This is a genomic window from Streptomyces sp. NPDC047706, from assembly GCF_043204795.1.
In the GTDB taxonomy this organism is placed as follows: domain Bacteria; phylum Actinomycetota; class Actinomycetes; order Streptomycetales; family Streptomycetaceae; genus Streptomyces.
In genome coordinates, this window is the sequence record NZ_JBIDCW010000034.1 from 14,967 (window position 1) to 33,567 (window position 18,601).

Here is an 18,601-nt window from a genome sequence, read left to right on the forward strand (position 1 = left end):
GCTCACGCCTGAGGGCCGTCGGGAACCACGGCCGTAGCCGTGATCTCCACCAGTTGCCCCGTGTAGCCGAGGCAGGCCACCCCCAGAAGCGTCGACGAATGAGGGCCGGCGCTCAGCCCGGAGGCCTCGACGACCTTCCACACCGCGGACAGCACCGCGGGCTCACCGCTCACGACGTACACCTCGGTCGACACCACGTGGGACGTATCGCTGCCGACGGCGCGCAGTTGCTCCTCCAGGTTGGCGACCACCTGCTGAGTCTGCCGCACGGGATCTCCGTCCCCGACCAGCTTCCCGTCGGCGTCGAGCGGCACGGAACCGGCCAGGAAGGCGAGTCTCGCACCGGCCTCGACGACGGAGGCGTGGGAGTAGGCGGGGGGAGGGAAGAGGGAGGGGACGGTGACGCGCTGAATCACGGGCTCGCTCCTGAGGTCGGGGGCGGCGCACAGGCGTATCGCCGCGCACAGAGCGCACAGAGCGCACAGAGCGCACGGAGCGCACGGAGCACGCACTGGGCGTTCGGCACACGGGCCGCACGGTGGCCAACCCACCGATCATCCGTGCCGGCGCCGGCGGTCCGCATCCGAATTTCCGCCAGGCCCTGCCTGGCCCACCGGTCCCGCAGCCCGCTCCCTGCGGCCACGCGGCGGCGTACCCGCGTACAGCCGCGGCTCACGACTTCATACGCTGGGCCCATGACCGCCCCGACCCCCGCTGCCGACGACACCTTCCTCGGCACCATCGCGGACCGCCTGGCCGGCCTCCCCACCGTCCAGGCCGTGGCGCTCGGCGGCTCCCGTGCGCAGGGAACCGACGGCCCCGACAGCGACTGGGACCTGGCCGTCTACTACCGCGGCCACTTCGCCCCCGACGACCTCCGCGCCCTCGGCTGGGAGGGCGAGGTGTCGGAGGTCGGGGACTGGGGCGGGGGCGTGTTCAACGGCGGTGCGTGGCTGACCGTCGACGGGCGGCGCGTCGACGTTCACTACCGTGATCTCGACGTCGTGGAAAGGGAGTTGGCTGAGGCGGAGCAGGGACGGTTCCGGGTGGAGCCGCTGCTGTTCCATCTCGCGGGAATTCCCACCTACCTCGTCGTCGCGGAACTGGCGATCAACCAGGTCCTGCGCGGGCGCCTGCCGCCTCCGCCCTCCTATCCGGAGCGGCTGCGCTTCACCGCGAGCCGTCGCTGGTACGGCACCGCCCGCGCCACCCTCACCTACGCCAAGGCCAACCACGCCCGGTCGGGCCACCTCACCGAGACCACCGGCGCCATCGCCACGGCAGCCGCACAGACCGGCCACGCCGTGCTGGCGGCGCGGGGGGAGTGGGTGGCCAATGAGAAGCGGCTGCTGGAGCGGGCGGGGTTGCGAGGCATCGACGGCGTGATCGGTGGGTTGAGCGCCTTGCCTGATCAGCTGAGCCGGGCCGTCGCCGAAGCCGAGCGGCTGTTCGCTGATGCGATGGAAGGGACGTCGGCGACGAGTAGGTGATGCCGTGGCGTCAGCACCGGGGGGTCAGTGCCACGTCGTTCTCCAGGTGCGTCACGCCCACGTGTGAACTCGACCCGCTTCGCGTGGCCGGAACCTGTTCTTCCCGGGCGCCGGGTGAGCCGCGGACCCGTGGCCGCGGGGAACGGTTCATCGAGATCGCGGTGCGGCGGAGCGGAGAGCCATGACGGAGCGTCACATCTATCACGCCGATACTGCCTGGATCTCTCAGGCCTTGGGCATTCATACGCCGCTTTTCAGTCGTTCTTGACGCGTTGCGCCGCCTGTACAGTCCGGCTTCCGCCCGAAGGCGGCGTACGACGCGCACAGGCGCGCCATGAACACGGGGAGACACAGATGAAGCAAGCCCTGCTGACCAGTGGGATCGCCGGGATGCTGGTCATGGGGACGGCCGTGCCCGGCCTGGCCATTTCCGACGCCGGGTCGACCACCCTGCCGGGCACGGGTGCGAAGGTCGTGGCCAGCGCCTGGCACTGCAATGTCTACGCCGACAAGTGTTCCTTCAAGACGTCCACCAAGACCACGAAGGGGAGGCGTGAGGTACAAGGTCAGCAAGATCACCAACGTGGCGACGGTGAAGGCCAACGGATGGCAGGCCACTCTCTCCCTGAGCCCGAGCGGTACGCAGGTCAGTGAGAACACCCGTCAGGTCAGCTGGACCAACAACAACACCTGGATCGCCGACATCAGCGGCATCGCCGATCCAGGCGGCTCGATGAACACGAGCATTACCACCTGCTCCGACGGAGGCGCCTTCAAAGCTGGTGTCAAGGCGTTCGCTTCCGCCTGCGCAAACGACTGACCTGCGAACGCCGTGAAGAACAGCCTTCTCCGCCAGGGCAGGCACACGGACCGTCGCAACCGACTGCTCGCCGCCGTCGCCGTGGCGATCGCCGCGGCGCTGGGCGCCTCGATGTACGGCGGAGGGACGGTCGAGCGGCCCGGCCCGCCCGGCGGCGGCCTTGCCGGGCAGCTCGACGCCCTGCGCGGTGCCAACGATCTGGTGCGTGCCTCACGCGCTGACGCCGGACGGGATCCGGCGCTGTATCCGACCGCCTATGGGCGCCTGGAGGCCGCACTGCCCGGTCGGCGAAGCGGTGAGCCGGTGCCCAGGGTCCGACCGGCCGCGCTGGCACACCTCGCCCGGACCGACATGCTGGACACCCCCGCTTGGCGCGCCCACTACGTGTGCCTGTCGCTGGCCGGTTCCTCCGGGGCCGACGGCCCGGAACCTGCTGAAGCGGCGACGCTCCTGAATCATGCCGGGGTCCGGGAGCGGGCCGAGAGCGAAGCGCTCGCCTATCTGCGGGCTCCGGATCGCGCGGACGACGCCCTGACCTCGCTCGCCACCCGAGCCGCCTTTCTGAGCACCTTGACGTGCCTGGGCCGGGACGGGGAGGTGCCGCGCGCCGCTCTGGAGCGTCTCGCGGTGGACACCGCTCGTGCCGACCAGCCCGTACCGGTGCTCTACGCGGTCGAGGCCTTGCGGGCGGCAGGTCTGCGCGCCCAGGCCACCCGGGCCCTCCGCGGCGCCGAGGTACGGCTGGCGGGGGACTGCGTGGGCCTCGACCCCATCCAGCGCGCCGCTCTGGCCCTGCTGCGGCACCGGCTGCCCCGGCCGACACGCGACTGCCTCCGTTCCGCACTGCACGACCCGGACCCACAGACGCGATGGCTGGTACGCCGGGCGCTCATCCTCGACGGGTCCGTGGCGGCGTCGTCCCTTCCCGCTCCGGTCGGCAACGTCCGGTCCGACGGCCTCGTCGCCAAGTCCCCGGCCCAGCTCGGCACGCTCACCGCCACCTACAACGCCGCGCGGGCGCTGACCGCACGTGCCCAGCAGGACCAGGCACCCGGCTGGTTGAAGAGGCGGCTGAGGCAGATGGGGTCGGACCGTCGCCTTGATCCGTCCGACCGGGTCCTGCTCGCCATGACGTGCCATCGACTGGCCCTCGACTGTGGGCCGCAGGCCGGGAAGGGGGCCGAGGAAGCAGCCGCGTCAGAGGTGCCCGCACGACTGACGGCCGAGAACCAGCGGCGCTGGTACGCCGCCATGGCCGCGCGCGCCGAGTTCGGGGTCGACTGCGGGCGCACCTCCGTCGGTCTGCCCGCGGACGAGCGCCCCACGCTGTCCCCGCGCTCGCTGCGCATCGTCGTGCTGCTCGCCGAGGCGGGCTGTACGGCTCAAGCGGCGCGGCTCACGGAGGGGACCGGCCTGGAGGCACAGGCCCGGAAAGCTCTGGCCGACGGAGATCTCGTGACCGCGTCCGACGCCGTCCAGGCAGCCCTGGTCTCCGACCAGAGCATCCCGCAGGCGTTCTGGGGTGATCTTCCCGGCCTGCTGAAGCCGTACCGCGACGCCCGCTTTCCCGACCTGTACGCACCCTCCCCGGGCGGTGCCGCTTCGGCGGACGCGACCAGAGCCGCGTACTACCTCCTCGCCTGACGACCCTCGCGCCACGCCTCGATCCGCCCGGCTTCCCTCCAGAAGGGCACCCGTCTGATGAACCCCTCCCCACCGCCGCACGCGGCATCCCCGCCCGCCGTCGTGGCGGAAGGCCTCGCCTTCGCCTACACCACCGGCGCCGGGCTGACCCGCGCCGACCTCACCCTCCACGCAGGAACCATCGCTTCCGTCGAAGGGCCCTCAGGGGCGGGCAAGAGCACGTTGCTCGCCCTCCTCGGTCTGATCCTCTCGCCGAAGGCGGGATCACTGAGCATCGCAGGCACGGACACCGCTTCCCTGTCCCCGGGGGGCCGGGACCTCCTGCGACGGCGTTCGATCGGCATCGTGCTGCAGGACCTCGGGCTGCTGACGTTCCTCAACGCCTGGGAGAACGTCGCAGCCGCCTTCGGTCCGAGGCTCGTACGGCACCGCACGGCGGCGCGCGATCTGCTGGGCGACCTGGGTATGGAACAGCTCGCCGACCCTCCGGTGAGCGAGCTCTCCGGCGGCCAGCGGCGACGTGTCGCCGTCGCCCGTGCGGCCGTGAAGGACCCGGTGCTCGTCCTGGCCGACGAACCGACCTCGGGACTCGACCCCGACACCGCCCGCTCCGTGATGGGTTCCCTGCGTGCCTGCGCCGACCGCGGCGCGGGAGTGCTGCTGGTGACGCACGACTCCGCGGTCGCCGCGCAGTGCGATCAGCGCCATGTGCTCGACGCGGGAGTGTTGTCGGCGGTCAGCGAGGAGAGCGCCGGCAGCGAGCAGGCAGGCGGCCACCCGCGTCGTACGGAGAACGCCCCCGAGGAAAAGCTGGGATGAGTCGCTGGAGTCTGTGCACCTGGAAACGTGACGGGCGTTCGCTGCGCAGTGCGGTGCCGGCGCTGGCCGTGCTTGCCGCGCTGCTCACCACGTCCGCCGGGGTGGCGAGCGGTGCTGCGGGGGCCGTGGAGCGGGATGTGCTGGGGTCGGGTGGGCTCACTCAGATCGAGCTCTCCTCGTTCGAGGGTGATACGTCCGTTCGGTCGCTCACCGCATCGGCGCTGCGGGACGCGGGTACCGTCCCGGGCGTCCGGCAGGTCGTCGGCGACTACACCTCCGTGCTGTACGCCGAGGAGAACGGGATCTACGACCTGACCAGCCACACCCTCACCCCGGGCGACGATCTGCCCGTCCGTGAAGGCGTCGTTCCGGCGGAGCTCGGCCCGCAGGAAGTGGTGCTGCCCGCGCAGGCGCAGGGGACCGACTTCACGCCGCTCGTCGGGCGGACGGTCGCCTTCGGTCACACGTATGCCTCGGGGGCCGGATCCGGCACCACCGAGATCATCAAGCTGAAGATCGTCGCCGTGTACGACCCGAGCTGGCAGACCGACGGACCGGGCGTCGCCTATCTCTCCGAGGACACCGCCGCGTTCCTGGCCGCGGCGCGCGCGGGGCAGGAGACGGCAGCGTTCCGGGAGAAGGAAGGTGCGCAGTCCGCCGTCGTGGTCGTGGAGCATCAGCGGCAGGTTGCCGCCGTCACCGACGCGTTGCAGGACGACGGGTTCTCGGCGTCCGCGGTGTCCGACCGGGTGCGCGATCTGCCGGGGCTGTTCGGCGTGGCGGACCTCGCGACGCGGGGCGGGGTCCTGATGCTGGCAGTGGGTGCACTGGGCCTCGGCGCCGTGCGGGCCGGGGACAGCGCGCGGGCGCGGCTCGGCCAGTTCGCCATCCTGCGGATCCTCGGCACCGGACGGCCGGAGTTGCGCCGCATCCTGTTCGGCGAAGCCGTCCTGTCAGGTGCAGTCGCAGGGCTGGCCGGGGCCGTAATCGGCACCGGGTCCTCCGTCGCGCTGGCCGGGCCGCTCAGTGATGTGCTCGGCCTGCCCATCACCGTCACGGACGCCCTGCCGGGACCCGCCTGGACGGCCGCGGCCCTCCTGCTGCCCGCTGCCGGCCTGGCCGCCGGTACCTTGCTCGGCAGCCGTGAGGCCCTCCGCAGTGATCCGTACCTCACTGCGCGAGCCCACGGCTGAGGCTGAGGAGCCGGCCCCTCCAAGCATCGTCACACCCCGGCAACACGCCCGTTCCACGTTCTCCAGGAATGCGATCTACGGTGGACGGCACCGTTCGTCGCCCGGCCACCGTCGCCCGAGTGCGTCAGTCCCCGCCTCGTCCCGACAGGAGCCCCGTGTACCGCCGCGTCGTCCGTGCTCTTCCGCCCTGGCTCGCGCACGCGCTGCGGGCCCAGCGCGGACCCGTGCCGTGGAGTGCCGTCGTTCGAGGGGCGCTGGCCGGGGGGCCGGTGCTGTTCGTCGCCGTGGTCGTGGGTCGGCCCTCCCTCGGTGTCGTCGCCACCCTCGCCGCCATGCTCGCCGGGATCAACGACCGGCCCGGCAGCCGGCGGGCGTCCGTGCGGCGGCTCGGGGTGCCGGCACTGGCGGGTGCGGCGGGGCTGCTCGCCGGGACGTACGCCGGTCAGGGCACGGGTGCCGTCGTGCAGACGCTGCTGCTCACCGGGCTCGGGCTCCTCGCCGGCGCCGTCAGTGCCGCCGGGCCGGTGGCCTCGGCGGCCGGGACGCAGTTGCTGGTGGGGCGCGCGGTGGGCGCCGGGATGCCGTTGCCCGAGCCGGGGTGGCAGCGGGCGCTCGCCTTCCTCGTGGGCGCCGGGTGGTTGCTCGCGCTGCGGCTGGCGCTGCCCACGCCCGGCGCCCTCGCCGGGGACTACCGGTTCGACGGGGAGCGGAAGGCCGTCGCCGACGTGTACGACGCCGTCGGTGGGCTGCTCGACGCCGTCGGTACGCAGCAGGCCTCCGCCCGGCGTGCCGCTCTCACCGCCGCCCTCGACCATGCCCAGGACGCGCTTGCGGGGCCCCGGCTGCGGCGGTACGCCTCCTCGGCCGCCGAGCGGCGGCTGCACGCGCGCTACGCCGCCGCACTGCCCCTCGCCGAAGCCGCCACCGCGCTGGCCTGGGCGGGGGACGGCCTTGGCGAGCGGGCATGCGCGGGGCCACGGCTGCTGGCCGCGGCCGTCCGCGGGGACACGGGCGCCGGGCCGCTGCCCGCGCCCGACCGGGCGATGCCGGCCCTGCGCGCCCTCGACGACGCCCTGCTGCACGCCGCCGAGGTCTTCGACCAGGGCAACGGCGCCGACCTGCACACCCGCCGGCGTACGGCCAAGGACCTGCTCCGTGCGACGGCCGGTGTCGGCGGCCGCGAGTACGGGCTGCGCGTCGCCCTGTGCTTCGGCGCCGGTGTGGCCCTCGCCCAGGCGCTGCGGCACTCCCAGTGGTACGGACCGCACGAGCACTGGTACTGGCTCCCCGCCACCGTCGTCTTCCTCGTCAAGCCCGACCTCGGACCCCTCCTGTCCCGCGTGCTGTGCCGGGCGGCCGGAACGGTGCTCGGGGCGCTCGTGTTCGCCGCGTGCGCCGCCGTGCTGCCGCGGCCCGAGGGACTTGTCGCGCTCGTCGCCCTCAGCGGCGCCCTCATTCCGGTCGCCACGCGGCACTTCGCCGCCCAGACGGCCGTCGTGACCGTCCTCGTCCTCGCCCTGGTGATGGTGGGCGGCGAACCGCAGGCCTCCGTGAGCCGGATCGCGGAGACGCTGCTGGCCTGCGCGCTCGTGCTCGTCGCCGGGCACCTGCCGATGCCGGGGCAGCGGGGCGGCGGCGTGCGGGCACGGCTCGCGACGGCCGGCGGCGCGGCGCAGGCCTATCTCGCCCACGTCATGAGCGGGTCCGACGACCGCGCCGCCCGCTGGACCCTGCGCCGCGAGGCGTACCGCACGCTCGCCGAGACCCGCGGCGCCATCGCCCGCGCCGCCGCCGAACTGCCCGCGCTCGCACGGCACACGGAAGGCACCGACGAGGTCGCCGGCACCCTGGAACGGCTCGTCGACACGACAACCGCCTGCGCCGTCCATCTCGACGACAGCGGCCGGCTCACGCCGCGTCACACGCGACGGCTCGCCGAACTCCTCGAGGAACTGGAGAGGGGACGCCGCCGGGCCGGCCTGCGTGAACCAGGGCTGCCGGTCGCCGGCTGACGCCGTCCCCGTCACCCGGTCCCGTGCTCACGTCCCGACCCGCACCCACACCGGCGCGTGGTCCGAACCCGCCACACCCCGCCGTTCGGCCGGATCGGTTCCCACTGACGGCAGCTGCGGCACCCCGGCGCCCGGCAGCCCGGTCCCCGCCGCGGTCACCCGGCGGACCAGCCGGTGGCTGCACAGGACGTGGTCGATCAGCTCGCGCCGGCCGGAGTGCACCCGGGAGAACCTCTGTTCGGCGGGGATCAGGGGTGCCACGTTCCACAGCCGGGCCGCGTCGCCCTTGTCGGCGGCCTCGAAGCCGGGCGTGCCGATCTCCGACCCGGGCGGGCCGAGCAGAATCTGCGTGGTCGCCGCCTGCGCCTCGTCGTTCAGGTCGCCCAGCACCAGCACGTCCCGCCCCCGCCCGTCGCCCGCCAGCAGCTTGTCGGCCAGCGCGCGCAGCGCCGTCGCCTCGGCGGTCCGCCGGAAGAGGGCGTAGGCGCCGTAGCGGGCGCGTTCACCTTCGTCGCGGGGGTGGAAACGCTCTCCCGGGTACGACAGCAGCTTCGACTTCAGATGCGCGACCGCCACCGACAGCTCACCGGCGCGCACCGCGAGCAGCCCCCGGCCGGCCTCGGCCACCGCGGGCCCGGAGTCGTCCGCCTGCACCGGCCGCAGAGGCGCCGGGAACGCCGTCGTGTCGGACAGCACCACCAGCGGCGTACGGCTGAGGAAGCCGACCCGGATGCCCCGGCTGTCGGCGTGTTCGGAAAGGGCGATGTGCCAGTTGCCGGCGAGCATCCCGGCCAGGTCCGCCAGGGCGTCCGGATCCCCTACCTCCTGTACGCCCAGCAGGGCCGGGTCGAGTCGTGCGATCACGTCGGCGAGGGCGGCGAGCTTGGTCTCGTAGGCGGCCTTGTCCTTGGGGCCGTACGGCCCGCCGGGCCGGTACAGGTTCTCCAGGTTCCAGGTGCCGAGCAGCATGCCGGGCTCCTTTCAGAAGCCGGACGGCGGTCTGTGGTGAGGCCAGCGTGCCCGTGCGCGCGGTTCCTGGACAGACCCCGGACGTGATGCGCCGTTCACTTCGCGCGACCGGCAGGCCGCGTCGTACGTTGGCCGGACGAAGCCTTCTCCCGCGGGGGCTCCCGCGGACCCCGTCATCAGCGGGTGCGCCGTCCTGGTGCACGACGACCAGGAGCGGATCGGTTCGAGGAGAACGCCGCGATCGTCGTACGCGGCGGAGCCGTCGAGTCCGTCACGAGCGCCGCCGCCGTACGGCACGGGCCGGCCCGCGAGCGGATCGACGCCCGTGGGCCAGGTCGCCCTTCCCGGCCTCGTCAACTGCCACACCCACGCCCCGATGGTCGCGTTGCGCGGCCTCGCGGAGGATCTGCCGACCGAGGCGTGTTTCAACGACGTCGTCTGGCCCGTCGAGTCCAACCTCACCGGCGGGAGGTGGAGTTGGGCGCACGGCTGGCCTGCGCCGAGATGATCCGGGGCGGCGTGACCTGCTTCGCCGACCACTACTTCACGATGGACGCGGTCGCCGCCGTGGTCGAGGAGTGCGGGATGCGGGCCCATCTGGGGGAGGGCATTCTTCTCCTCGCAGGGCACCTTCTTCTCCTCGCAGGGCCCAGAAGGCCGCGAGCGCAGTCTCGACTTCGCGCTACGGCAGCGGGGGCGCGCCGGAGGCCGTATCACCACCGCCCTCGCCCCGCACGCCCCTTACACCGTCGACGAGGCCGACCTCGCCGCGACCGCCGACCTCGCCGCGACCGCCGGCCTGGCCCGCGCCCACGGCCTGCCCGTGCACCTGCACGCCGCCGGGAACCGCGACCAGCCCGAGGCCGGCCTGGCCCGCCACGCCGTCACCCCGATCGAGGTACTGGACCGCACCGGACTGCTCGACACCGACCTGCTCATCGCGCACGGCACCGGCATCGCCGACCGGGACCTGCCCGTCCTGGAGCGCGCGGGCGGCCGGGTCGCGGTCGCCTCCGCCCCGCGCGGCTACCTCAAGTTCGGCCGGCCCACCACGGCACCCGTACGTGCCCTGCGTGCTCTCGGTGTTCCCGTCGGGCTCGCCACCGACGGCGCCGCCTCGGACAACTCGCTCGACGTGTGGGAGTCCATGGCGCTCACCGCCCTCGTCCAGAAGTCCGTCGAGGGCGACGCGCGCTGGCTGACCGCACGTCAAGCCCTGCGCCACGCCACACTGCAGAGCGCCCGCGCGGTCGGTCTTGCCGACTCCATCGGCTCCCTCGCACCGGGCCGGCGCGCCGACATCGTCCTCGTCGACCTCAGCGGCCCGCACACCCAGCCCGTGCACGACCTCGCCGCGACGCCGGTGCACAGCGCCCGCTCCAGCGACGTCCGTACCACCATCGTCGAGGGGCGGGTCCTGATGCGTGACCGTGAGCTGCTGACGCTAAACGTGGCGGCGGTCGTGACCGAACTGGGCGCGCGCATGTCCGCGCTGCTGGACCGCAGCCACGGGCGCCGTATCCCGGAGTACGGCACCTGAGGCGGCGCCGTCCGCCGCCGGGCCCGGGAAAGTCCTGCCGGAGGTATTTCGGGGAACGGCGATGAGTTCCGCCCCGTCGACCGGTCACCACCCGCAACGGGACCGTTGCACAGGAGGGGCCATGTCGCTTCCGGAGATCGCCTCGCGCGAGGAGTGGCGCAGGGCGCGTCAGGAACTGCTGGTCAGGGAGAAGGCGGCCACACGCGCGCGGGACGCGCTCAACGCCGAACGCCGCAGGCTGCCGATGGTGGAGGTCGACACGGAGTACGTGTTCGAGGGCGGCGACGGAAAGGCCACCCTGCCGGATCTCTTCGAGGGGCGGCGGCAGCTCGTCGTCCACCACTTCATGTTTCCGCCCGAGTGGGAGTCCGGCTGCCGCAGCTGCTCGGCCTTCCTCGACCAGGTCGGCCATCTGGCCCATCTCCACGCGCGCGGGACGACGTTCGCGGTCGTGTCGAGGACGCCCTACACGAGGATCCTTCCGTTCAAGGCCCGAATGGGCTGGACGCTGCCCTGGTACTCGTCGTACGGCAACGACTTCAACCACGACTTCGAGGCCACCCTGGTGCAGGCGGGTGAACTTGTCGAACGGCCCGGGGTGAGTTGTTTCCTTCGGGACCGGGAGCGGGTGTTCCACACCTATTCGACGTACGGGCGGGGACTCGACGGACTCGGCTCCACCAGCAGCTTTCTCGACCTGACCGCGCTCGGCCGGCAGGAGGAATGGGAGGAACCCGAAGGGCGGGCGTCGGCCTTCGGGGCGCCCGCCGGAAGTGAGCGGATCCGTTATCACGACGAGTACGAGGAGTGAAGCGGAGGGTAACGCTAGACGGGGAGATGGGGCGAAACTCCTCACGATTTACGATGACCGAGTGTCAACTGCGTCTCAGTCGTGTCACTTGGCGAGGCGATTTCCCTTCCGAAGGCGTTAACTCCTACAAGTACGACGCTTTCCGGAGGTGCAGGATGGTGAACGGGCGAATGGTGGTCGAACGCTTTCCCGCAGGCGGGCCGCGAGGGTCGTGGCCGGCGGAGGAGTTCGCGCAGGCACGCCGGTCCGAGGGACTGCCCGCGGAGGTCGTGATGGACCTCGCCACGGACACGTTCCTGGTGATCGTCCGGGGCGTCGACGGCACGGAGTGAGCAGGGCTCAGCCCGCCTTCGGCGCGGGCGCCCGCATTCCGAACTGCTCCGCCTGCAACCCGTACAGCTCCGCGTAGACGCCGCCCTTGACGAGCAGTTCCTGCGGGGTTCCCGATTCCACGAGCCGGCCCCCGTCCAGCACGTGGACCAGGTCCGCATGGCGTACGGACGCCAGCCGATGCGTGATGAGCACGACCGTCTGCCCGGTCCCGGCCAGCGCGCGGATCTTGTCGAACACCTCCAGCTCGGCCCTGGCGTCCAGGGCGGCCGTCGGTTCGTCCACGATCAGGATGCTGCCCCGCCGGTACGCCGCCCGGGCGATGCCCAGCCGCTGCCACTGACCGCCGGACAGCTCGTGGCCGCCGCTGAAGTTGCGGGCCAGCAGGGTGTCCAGACCGCGCGGCAGATCCGCGACCACGTCCTCGGCGCCCGCTTCCACGACCGCCGCCGCGAGCCGCTCCTCGGTGACCGGCGCCGAGGAGCGGCCCACGGCCACGTTCACCCGGGCCGTGAACGGCCAGCGCTTGAAGTCCTGCGCGACCATCGCGACCCGCTCGGCCAGCCGGTGCCGGTCGGCGGTGGCCGCGTCGACGCCGTCCCACATGATCCGGCCCCGGTCCGGCTTGTAGAGCCCGGCGAGCAGCTTGACCAGGGTGGTCTTGCCTGAGCCGTTCTCGCCGACCAGCGCGATGATCCGGCCGAGCGGCAGCGTCAGGGTCACGTCGTCGAGCGCCGGACGGGCGGCCTCACCCGGGTAGCTGAACGTGACGTTCTCGAAGCGGATCTCCCGCGGGTCCTCCGGCAGGGCCGCCCCGCCGACCGGGATCGCCCGTTCGGCGGCCTCGACGTAAAGACGCTCCAGATCCCCCACGAAGAGGGCCTCCTCGTGCAGCTGGTTGATCTCCAGGACGAGCGTCTCCAGGCTTGCCGAGCCGGTCCGGATGGCGATCACGGCCGTGCCCGCCACCGCCAGTGACATGGCCCCCGCCAGCAGCAGACCGCCCAGGGTGGCGTACGTCGACACCGTCGCGAGGCCCGTCCAGGCGGCCGCGATCAGGCCGGTACGGGCCGCGAGGCGCGCCAGCCGGGCCTGCTCCGCCTCCGCCGCCTCCGACATCGCGCGGAAGTGCCGCAGCAGGAACGGGCCCACGCCGTGCACCCGGATCTCCGGGGCCGCCGCGGGTTCCGTCAGCAGACTGCTGATCAGGTGTCCCGCGCGCGCGTGCTGCACCCAGGTGTGGAACGACTCGTAGCGACGGCGGGCGTTCGTCAGCGCGCTCCAGGCGCTGGGCAGCGTCATCGTCACCAGCAGCGGGAGCAGCAGCGGATGCAGCACGGTGAGCACGCCGGCCGCCGCGATCAGCGAGATCACCGCGTTCACCACGCGGGTGCCGTACGCGATCATCCGGCTGGCCGAGGCGGCGCCGTACTGCGCGGTGTCCAGCAGCTTGTGGAAGGCGTGGTCCTCGATCGCCGCGAGCTCGACGGAAGCGGCCCGCTCCAGGTACCGCTCGGTGGCCACGCGCTCCACCTTCGGCTCCAGCCGGCCGGTGGCGTACGTCGACGCGGCCCGCAGCAGCGCGCCGAGCAGCAGGACGACGGCGATGGCGGCGAATGCGGGGACGGCGCCGCGCAGCCGGTCCTCGATCGGGCCGGCCCCCATCAGCCGGCCGAGCACGCTGTTGACCGCGAACAGGCTCACCGCCTGTGTCAGGCCCCGGCCCACCTCGGCGGCCAGCACGATCCGCGCGGCCGCCGGGTCGGCCTGCCGGGCCAGCCGGAGGCTCGCGGCGAGCAGGGCCGGCATGCGCGTGATCATGGCGCGGAAGGAGAGCTCCAGGAACGCGTCCGCGTGCTGGTTCCAGCCCATGTCGTAGCGCAGGGGGCCGCCGAAGAGCAGCCGCTCCGACTCGGACACCTCCGGCTCGCCCACGCCGCCCCTCGCCCCCACGGTCGACCTCCCCCGAACCCGCACGAAGGGCCACTATCGCGGCACCCCCGTCGGCTGGGCAGGGCGCAGGGTGGGGGTGGGGGCGTGCGCCGGAGCGCACAGGAGTGCAGGCCGTGGAGACGGGGGCGTGAGGAGGATGGCTCGCGCGGGGCGGATGCGCTGGGAGTGGGGCGTGCGGGGGCGAAGTATGCGCTGGGGAGACCGGGGGCGGCGGAGGGAGGGCTGCGGAGGGAGCGGGCCGCGGGAGGGAGGAGGCCGCGAGGGGGGAAGTGACATGGAGTGCCGCGTCCAGGCGTCACGGGGCTCTCCAGATGTCATGTGCCGTCGTGACGCGTGTGACATACGCGGCACCTGCGACCTGCGCGGCAGGTGTGCGCCGCCGCGTGCGCACAGGCGCGCCCCGACGCGGAAGGTCGCCGCGCCCTACGCGGTGACCACCCGTGACCAGCTCGGCGCCGTGCCGATGATGCGGCAGAGGGCCAGGTAGAGCGGGATCGGTGGGGTGTAGGGGAGGGTGCCGTCGGGGCGGTGGATGAGGCGGGGGGACTCGGGCACGAGGGCACCGGTGGCGTAGCGGGCGGGGGCGGGCCACTCCAGGGCGTAGTCGGAGTCGGACGGCACCAGCCACCACCAGTGCGCGTCGTCGGCGTAGACGCAGCCCACGCGCGGGAGGCGGGGCAGCACGAGCGGGCCGAGGCGGGCGGGTACCTGCACCGCGTCGCATCCCAGCGGGGCGGTCATGTCGTCGGGCACGGACAGCCGCAGCGACGGTGTGTCCGGCCTGCGCAGCCCGCGGCCGAGGCGGACGAGGGTGTCCAGGGTGAGTGCCGGTCCGCTGCCGGAGGGAGCCGTCAAGGCCATTCGGTCCCCGTTTCGCCGTGTGCCGGGCGGCACACGCGTGCGTGCGCCTCGTCGTCTTCGTCCGAGCCGCCGGACGGGCCCGGCTTGGGACGGGCGCCCCAGCCCAGGTCGCCGCGCGCGGCGTCGGCCTGGCGAGGCACCTCGGCCCAGACCAGCAGCCCGGGGCCGTGCTCATGGGCACCCCAGGCGTGCGCGAGCGCGTCGACGAGGAGCAGTCCCCTCCCGTGCTCCTCCTCGGCCCTGGCCGCGGACGGGTGGGGGTCGCCGGTGGCGCATCCCTGGTCACGCACGGCTATGCGTATCAGGTCGGCGCCATCGTGCAGCTCGCACACGACGACATCGCTCGCGGTGTGCAGGATCGCGTTGGTGACCAGCTCCGACACCACCAGGGCGGCCGTGTCGCAGGTGTCCTCGCACACCGCCCAGCCGGTCAACCGGGTCCGTGTCAGGCGTCTGGCCTGCGCGGGAGAACCCGGGTGTGCGGCCAGTTCGAAGCGGAACCGGCGCTCGGCGGCAAGCCCCGAGGGATCGGCTGCCTCCCCGTCTCTCGAACAAGTTCGAGTGGGGGGACCTCCATCGGCGCCGAGACCGAAGCGGCCTGCGGCGGCGTCTGTTCCTAAGGGCACGGACGGAATCACGCTTGCCACTATCGCCCTGCCGCGAACAACTTGGCAAGTGTCACTCTGAAAATTGCAGAGTGCTGTGTGACGCGGTGAATGGTCGTGGCACACTGCTCGCAACGACATGTGATGCGGCGCCAGTTGAGATCTGTGAGGTCGGCCCCGACCTTCGAATGGGTCTTCGAATGGCGCCGCTGGGCTGTCAGGATTCGTACGGGATTCGTACGGGATCGATGCACGACGTGCACGGGATCCCTGCGGAACGCGTGGCTGCCGGGATTTCGATGAGCGGAGGTGGGGCGTGAGCGAGCCGCGGTCGGCGCCGACGGTCGGCCAGGTGGTCCTCGGCCGGCGCCTGCTCGACCTGCGCGAACGCGCCGGTCTCAAACGCGAGGAGGCCGCCCGTGTCCTGCGCGTCGCCCCCGCCACCATCCGCCGAATGGAGACGGCCGAGGTCTCCCTGAAGATCCCCTACCTCCAACTGCTCCTGAAGGCCTACGGGGTCCCCGACGACGAGGCCGAGGCCTTCGTGCAGCTGGCCGAGGAGGCCAACAAACCGGGCTGGTGGCAGCGGTTCCACGACATCCTGCCCGGCTGGTTCTCGATGTACGTCAGCCTGGAGGGCGCCGCCTCCCTCATCCGCAGCTACGAGCCCCACTTCGTGCCCGGCCTCCTGCAGACCGAGGACTACGCGCGCGGCGTCCTGCGGTCGGGCGCCGTCGGCCAGACCCGGCCCGAGGACATCGAGCGGCACGTCGCGCTGCGCATGCAGCGCCAGGAACTGCTCACCCGTCGCGACGCGCCGAGGATGTGGGCCGTCATGGACGAGACCGCGCTGCGCCGCCCGGTCGGCGGCCCGGAGGTGATGCGTGGCCAGATCGAGAGGCTGCTCGACGCCGCGCGGCTGCCCAACGTGACGTTGCAGGTCGCCCCGTTCGCCACGGGGCCGCACCCCGGCACGTACGGGCCGTTCGTGCTGTTCCGGTTCGCCGTGCCCGAACTCCCGGACATGGTCTACAGCGAGTACCTGACCGGCGCCGTCTACCTGGACGCGCGCGCCGAGGTGGCCACCCACCTGGAGGTCATGGACCGCATGGCGGCGCAGGCCGCTACGGCACATCGCACGAAGGAGATCCTCGAGGATCTCCGCAAGGAGCTGTGAATGGATCGCATCACGTCCAAGCCCAGGCCGCGGGTCCGCGCCGAGCGGATCTACAACGGCATGCCCGCCCGTGACCTGGGCAGCGAGGGCTGGCACAAGCCGTGGAGCGGCGGCAACGGGGGCAACTGCCTGGAGGCGATGAAGCTCGCCGACGGCCGTATCGCCGTCAGGCAGTCCACCGATCCGGACGGGCCGGCGCTGATCTACACCTCCGACGAGATGACGGCGTTCATCGAGGGCGCGAAGGCGGGGGTGGCGGACTTCCTGTTGTCCTGACGACTTCCTGTCGTCCTGACGCCCTCCTGGTGCCCCGGCGACCTTCTGGTGTCCCGGCGACCTTCTGGTGTCCCGACCGATTCCCTTCGGTCCTGACGAGCTTCGGTCCTGACGGGCTTCGGCCTGTTGAGGTGCTGCTTCCGGTCCCTGTGTGCGGCTCAACTGCCGCATTTTGGTGCCGAATTCATCACCAGCCCCACCCGACGCCCACGGAGGGCCTCATGACCGGGATCGACACCAGCAAGCCCGAGCCCAACCTGCACCAGGTCGCACAGGCCGTCGCGCCGGACGCGCGCGTGGCCTACTCCCGACGAGGACGGCGCGCACGAACTCGTCGCGGAGTTGCTGTCCGCACTCCCGTCCGGCAGCTACCTGATGATGACCCACGCCATCGCGGCCTTCACCCCGGAGGAGTCCGCCGCGGCCACCGAGAGGCTCAGGGCGGCAGGCATCACGCCGGCGCTGCGCTCGCGGCAGGAGTTCACCGGGTTCTTCGGCGGGCTCGAACTGGTCGAGCCGGGCGTCGTGGTGGTGCCCGAGTGGCATCCGGAGCTGGGGGAGCCGGTGCCGGGGCAGGACGACGCGGTGATCCCGGGGTACGGGGCGGTGGGGCGCAAGGCGTAGGCGTTCCGGGCGCCGTGCGGGGCGCGGTGCCGGGGCGTCAAGGGGGCGGCGGCAGCACGCCGCACAGCGCCTCCAGTGCCGCCCCGTACGCGTGTTCCGAAGGGGTCGCGTAGCCGACGACCAGGCCGTCTCCCGCGCTCATGCCGGTCTGTGGGTGCCGGAACGCGGCGAGCCCGTCGAGCGCGATGCCCTGCCAGGCGGCGGCCTTGACCGTGGAGGACTCGGTGCCCGGCGGCAGCCGCAGCACCGCGTGCAGGCCGGCCGCGACGCCGGTGACCTCCACGTGCGGGGCGTGCTCGGCCAGCGTCGCGACGAGGCGGTCCCGGCGTCCCCGGTACCGCTGCCGCATCCGGCGCACATGGCGGTCGTACGACCCGGCGGCGATGAAGTCGGCGAGGCCCAGCTGGTCCAGGACGCTCGCCCAGCTCTCCCGCTCGCCCTTGGCCGCGAGGACGCCGTCGACGTACCGCTCCGGCAGCACCATCCAGCCCAGCCGCAGCGCCGGTGACAGGCTCTTGCTGACCGAGCCGACGAGGATCACCCGCTCGGGGTCGAGGCCCTGGACGGCACCGACGGGTTTGCGGTCGTAGCGGAACTCCCCGTCGTAGTCGTCCTCCAAGATCACTGCCCCACGCGCGCGTGCCCAGTCGACGACGGCGGCGCGGCGCGTGGCGTGCAGGGGGCCGCCGGTCGGGAACTGGTGGGCGGCCGTGAGCAGAACGGCCCGCTCGCGGGCGAGCAGGTCGACACGGGCGCCGTCCTCGTCCAGGGGCAGCGGGACGGTGCGCACGCCGGCCGACGTCAGCAACTCGCGGTGGAAGCGGAGTCCGTACGCCTCGATCGCCAGCGGACCACGCAGGACGCCGCCGCCGAACAGCAGTCGCAGCGCGTGCGCGAAGCCTGAGCAGATCACGATGCGGCCCGGCCCGGTACGCACACCACGCGCGCGTGCCAGGTACTCGGTGAGTGCCTCGCGCAGTTCCAGGCGGCCCGCGGGGTCCCCCGGACCGAACGCCTCGCTGGGTGCCTGCTGGAGCGCCCGCCGGTAGGAGGCGAGCCAGGCCGCGCGGGGGAACGCGGAGGCGTCCGGGGTGCCCTGCCGGAGGTCGTGCCGGGGGCCACGCGCGCGTGCGGGCGCCTTCTTCGCGGCCCTGATGCCGCCCTTGAGGGGCTCCGCGCGCTCGGCGACGCGTGTGCCGGAGCCCTGACGGGCGGTCAGCCAGCCCTCCGCGACGAGTTCGGCGTAGGCGTCGGCGACCGTGTTGCGGGCGACACCGAGGTCTGCGGCGAGCGAGCGGTACGGGGGCAGGCGGGTGCCGGGGGCGAGCCGGCCGCTGCGTACGGCGTCGCGCAGCGCCCGGAGAAGGGCGGCGCGGCGGCCGCCCGGACCGTCCAGTTCCAAGTGCAGGTCGGCGCCGATGCGCCGGGCGGAATTGACCCACGTTTCTGCCATGGAAATGCACCCTACAGCCGGTCT

Annotated in this window: 17 protein-coding genes and 1 pseudogene; 12 read left to right on the forward strand and 6 right to left on the reverse strand. The window is 72.8% G+C overall.

The window, feature by feature from the left end; all coding sequences use genetic code 11:
* Positions 1 to 2: 2 nt before the first annotated feature.
* Positions 3 to 416 (reverse strand): RidA family protein, encoded by a 414-nt coding sequence (locus ACGF8A_RS30805; protein ID WP_393113527.1) that lies wholly within the window; start codon positions 414 to 416, stop codon positions 3 to 5.
* Between the two features lie 279 nt (positions 417 to 695).
* Here ACGF8A_RS30805 and ACGF8A_RS30810 point away from each other — a divergent pair, with 279 nt between their 5' ends.
* From ACGF8A_RS30810 to ACGF8A_RS30835, 6 genes are all read left to right on the forward strand, one after another.
* Positions 696 to 1,490, forward strand: coding sequence for a nucleotidyltransferase domain-containing protein (locus ACGF8A_RS30810; protein ID WP_393113529.1), 795 nt, complete (start codon positions 696 to 698; stop codon positions 1,488 to 1,490).
* A 553-nt stretch (positions 1,491 to 2,043) separates the two neighbouring features.
* Complete coding sequence (locus ACGF8A_RS30815) at positions 2,044 to 2,310, forward strand: hypothetical protein (RefSeq protein ID WP_393113530.1); 267 nt, start codon at positions 2,044 to 2,046, stop codon at positions 2,308 to 2,310.
* Between the two features lie 12 nt (positions 2,311 to 2,322).
* On the forward strand, positions 2,323 to 3,954 hold the full coding sequence (locus ACGF8A_RS30820; protein WP_393113531.1) for a hypothetical protein: 1,632 nt from the start codon (positions 2,323 to 2,325) through the stop codon (positions 3,952 to 3,954).
* A 57-nt stretch (positions 3,955 to 4,011) separates the two neighbouring features.
* Positions 4,012 to 4,773: an ATP-binding cassette domain-containing protein gene (locus ACGF8A_RS30825; protein ID WP_393113532.1), complete on the forward strand. Its 762-nt coding sequence runs from the start codon at positions 4,012 to 4,014 to the stop codon at positions 4,771 to 4,773.
* Positions 4,770 to 5,966, forward strand: coding sequence for an ABC transporter permease (locus ACGF8A_RS30830; protein WP_393113533.1), 1,197 nt, complete (start codon positions 4,770 to 4,772; stop codon positions 5,964 to 5,966). Before ACGF8A_RS30825 ends, ACGF8A_RS30830 begins: the two co-directional genes overlap by 4 nt.
* Positions 5,967 to 6,121: 155 nt before the next feature.
* Positions 6,122 to 7,978 carry an FUSC family protein gene (locus ACGF8A_RS30835; RefSeq protein WP_393113534.1) on the forward strand — a complete coding sequence of 619 codons (1,857 nt, stop codon included), beginning with the start codon at positions 6,122 to 6,124 and terminating at the stop codon, positions 7,976 to 7,978.
* A 27-nt stretch (positions 7,979 to 8,005) separates the two neighbouring features.
* On the opposite strand, the gene ACGF8A_RS30840 is transcribed toward ACGF8A_RS30835, so the two are convergent.
* Positions 8,006 to 8,947 (reverse strand): endonuclease/exonuclease/phosphatase family protein, encoded by a 942-nt coding sequence (locus ACGF8A_RS30840; protein WP_393113535.1) that lies wholly within the window; start codon positions 8,945 to 8,947, stop codon positions 8,006 to 8,008.
* A gap of 175 nt (positions 8,948 to 9,122) precedes the next feature.
* Here ACGF8A_RS30840 and ACGF8A_RS30845 point away from each other — a divergent pair.
* The 3 genes and pseudogenes from ACGF8A_RS30845 (at position 9,123) to ACGF8A_RS30855 (ending at position 11,630) form a co-directional block, all read left to right on the forward strand.
* Positions 9,123 to 10,487: pseudogene (locus ACGF8A_RS30845) on the forward strand (amidohydrolase).
* Positions 10,488 to 10,608: 121 nt separating this feature from the next.
* Positions 10,609 to 11,298 carry a DUF899 domain-containing protein gene (locus tag ACGF8A_RS30850; protein WP_393113536.1) on the forward strand — a complete coding sequence of 230 codons (690 nt, stop codon included), beginning with the start codon at positions 10,609 to 10,611 and terminating at the stop codon, positions 11,296 to 11,298.
* Positions 11,299 to 11,453: 155 nt separating this feature from the next.
* On the forward strand, positions 11,454 to 11,630 hold the full coding sequence (locus tag ACGF8A_RS30855) for a hypothetical protein (RefSeq protein WP_393113537.1): 177 nt from the start codon (positions 11,454 to 11,456) through the stop codon (positions 11,628 to 11,630).
* Between the two features lie 7 nt (positions 11,631 to 11,637).
* On the opposite strand, the gene ACGF8A_RS30860 is transcribed toward ACGF8A_RS30855, so the two are convergent.
* The 3 genes from ACGF8A_RS30860 to ACGF8A_RS30870 form a co-directional block, all read right to left on the reverse strand.
* Entirely contained in the window at positions 11,638 to 13,500 is a 1,863-nt protein-coding gene (locus tag ACGF8A_RS30860; RefSeq protein WP_393113591.1) for an ABC transporter ATP-binding protein, read from the reverse strand.
* A gap of 504 nt (positions 13,501 to 14,004) precedes the next feature.
* Positions 14,005 to 14,442, reverse strand: a complete 438-nt coding sequence (locus ACGF8A_RS30865) for a hypothetical protein (RefSeq protein ID WP_393113538.1) — start codon at positions 14,440 to 14,442, stop codon at positions 14,005 to 14,007.
* Complete coding sequence (locus ACGF8A_RS30870; protein ID WP_393113539.1) at positions 14,433 to 15,089, reverse strand: ATP-binding protein; 657 nt, start codon at positions 15,087 to 15,089, stop codon at positions 14,433 to 14,435. The genes ACGF8A_RS30865 and ACGF8A_RS30870 overlap by 10 nt, the downstream gene beginning before the upstream one ends.
* A gap of 274 nt (positions 15,090 to 15,363) precedes the next feature.
* Here ACGF8A_RS30870 and ACGF8A_RS30875 point away from each other — a divergent pair, with 274 nt between their 5' ends.
* The 3 genes from ACGF8A_RS30875 (at position 15,364) to ACGF8A_RS30885 (ending at position 17,124) form a co-directional block, all read left to right on the forward strand.
* Entirely contained in the window at positions 15,364 to 16,224 is an 861-nt protein-coding gene (locus ACGF8A_RS30875) for a helix-turn-helix domain-containing protein (protein ID WP_393113540.1), read from the forward strand.
* Positions 16,225 to 16,500, forward strand: a complete 276-nt coding sequence (locus tag ACGF8A_RS30880; RefSeq protein ID WP_393113541.1) for a DUF397 domain-containing protein — start codon at positions 16,225 to 16,227, stop codon at positions 16,498 to 16,500.
* 342 nt (positions 16,501 to 16,842) lie between these two features.
* Complete coding sequence (locus ACGF8A_RS30885) at positions 16,843 to 17,124, forward strand: SAM-dependent methyltransferase (protein ID WP_393113542.1); 282 nt, start codon at positions 16,843 to 16,845, stop codon at positions 17,122 to 17,124.
* A 37-nt stretch (positions 17,125 to 17,161) separates the two neighbouring features.
* On the opposite strand, the gene ACGF8A_RS30890 is transcribed toward ACGF8A_RS30885, so the two are convergent.
* Positions 17,162 to 18,577 (reverse strand): PLP-dependent aminotransferase family protein, encoded by a 1,416-nt coding sequence (locus ACGF8A_RS30890; protein ID WP_393113543.1) that lies wholly within the window; start codon positions 18,575 to 18,577, stop codon positions 17,162 to 17,164.
* Positions 18,578 to 18,601 lie beyond the last annotated feature (24 nt).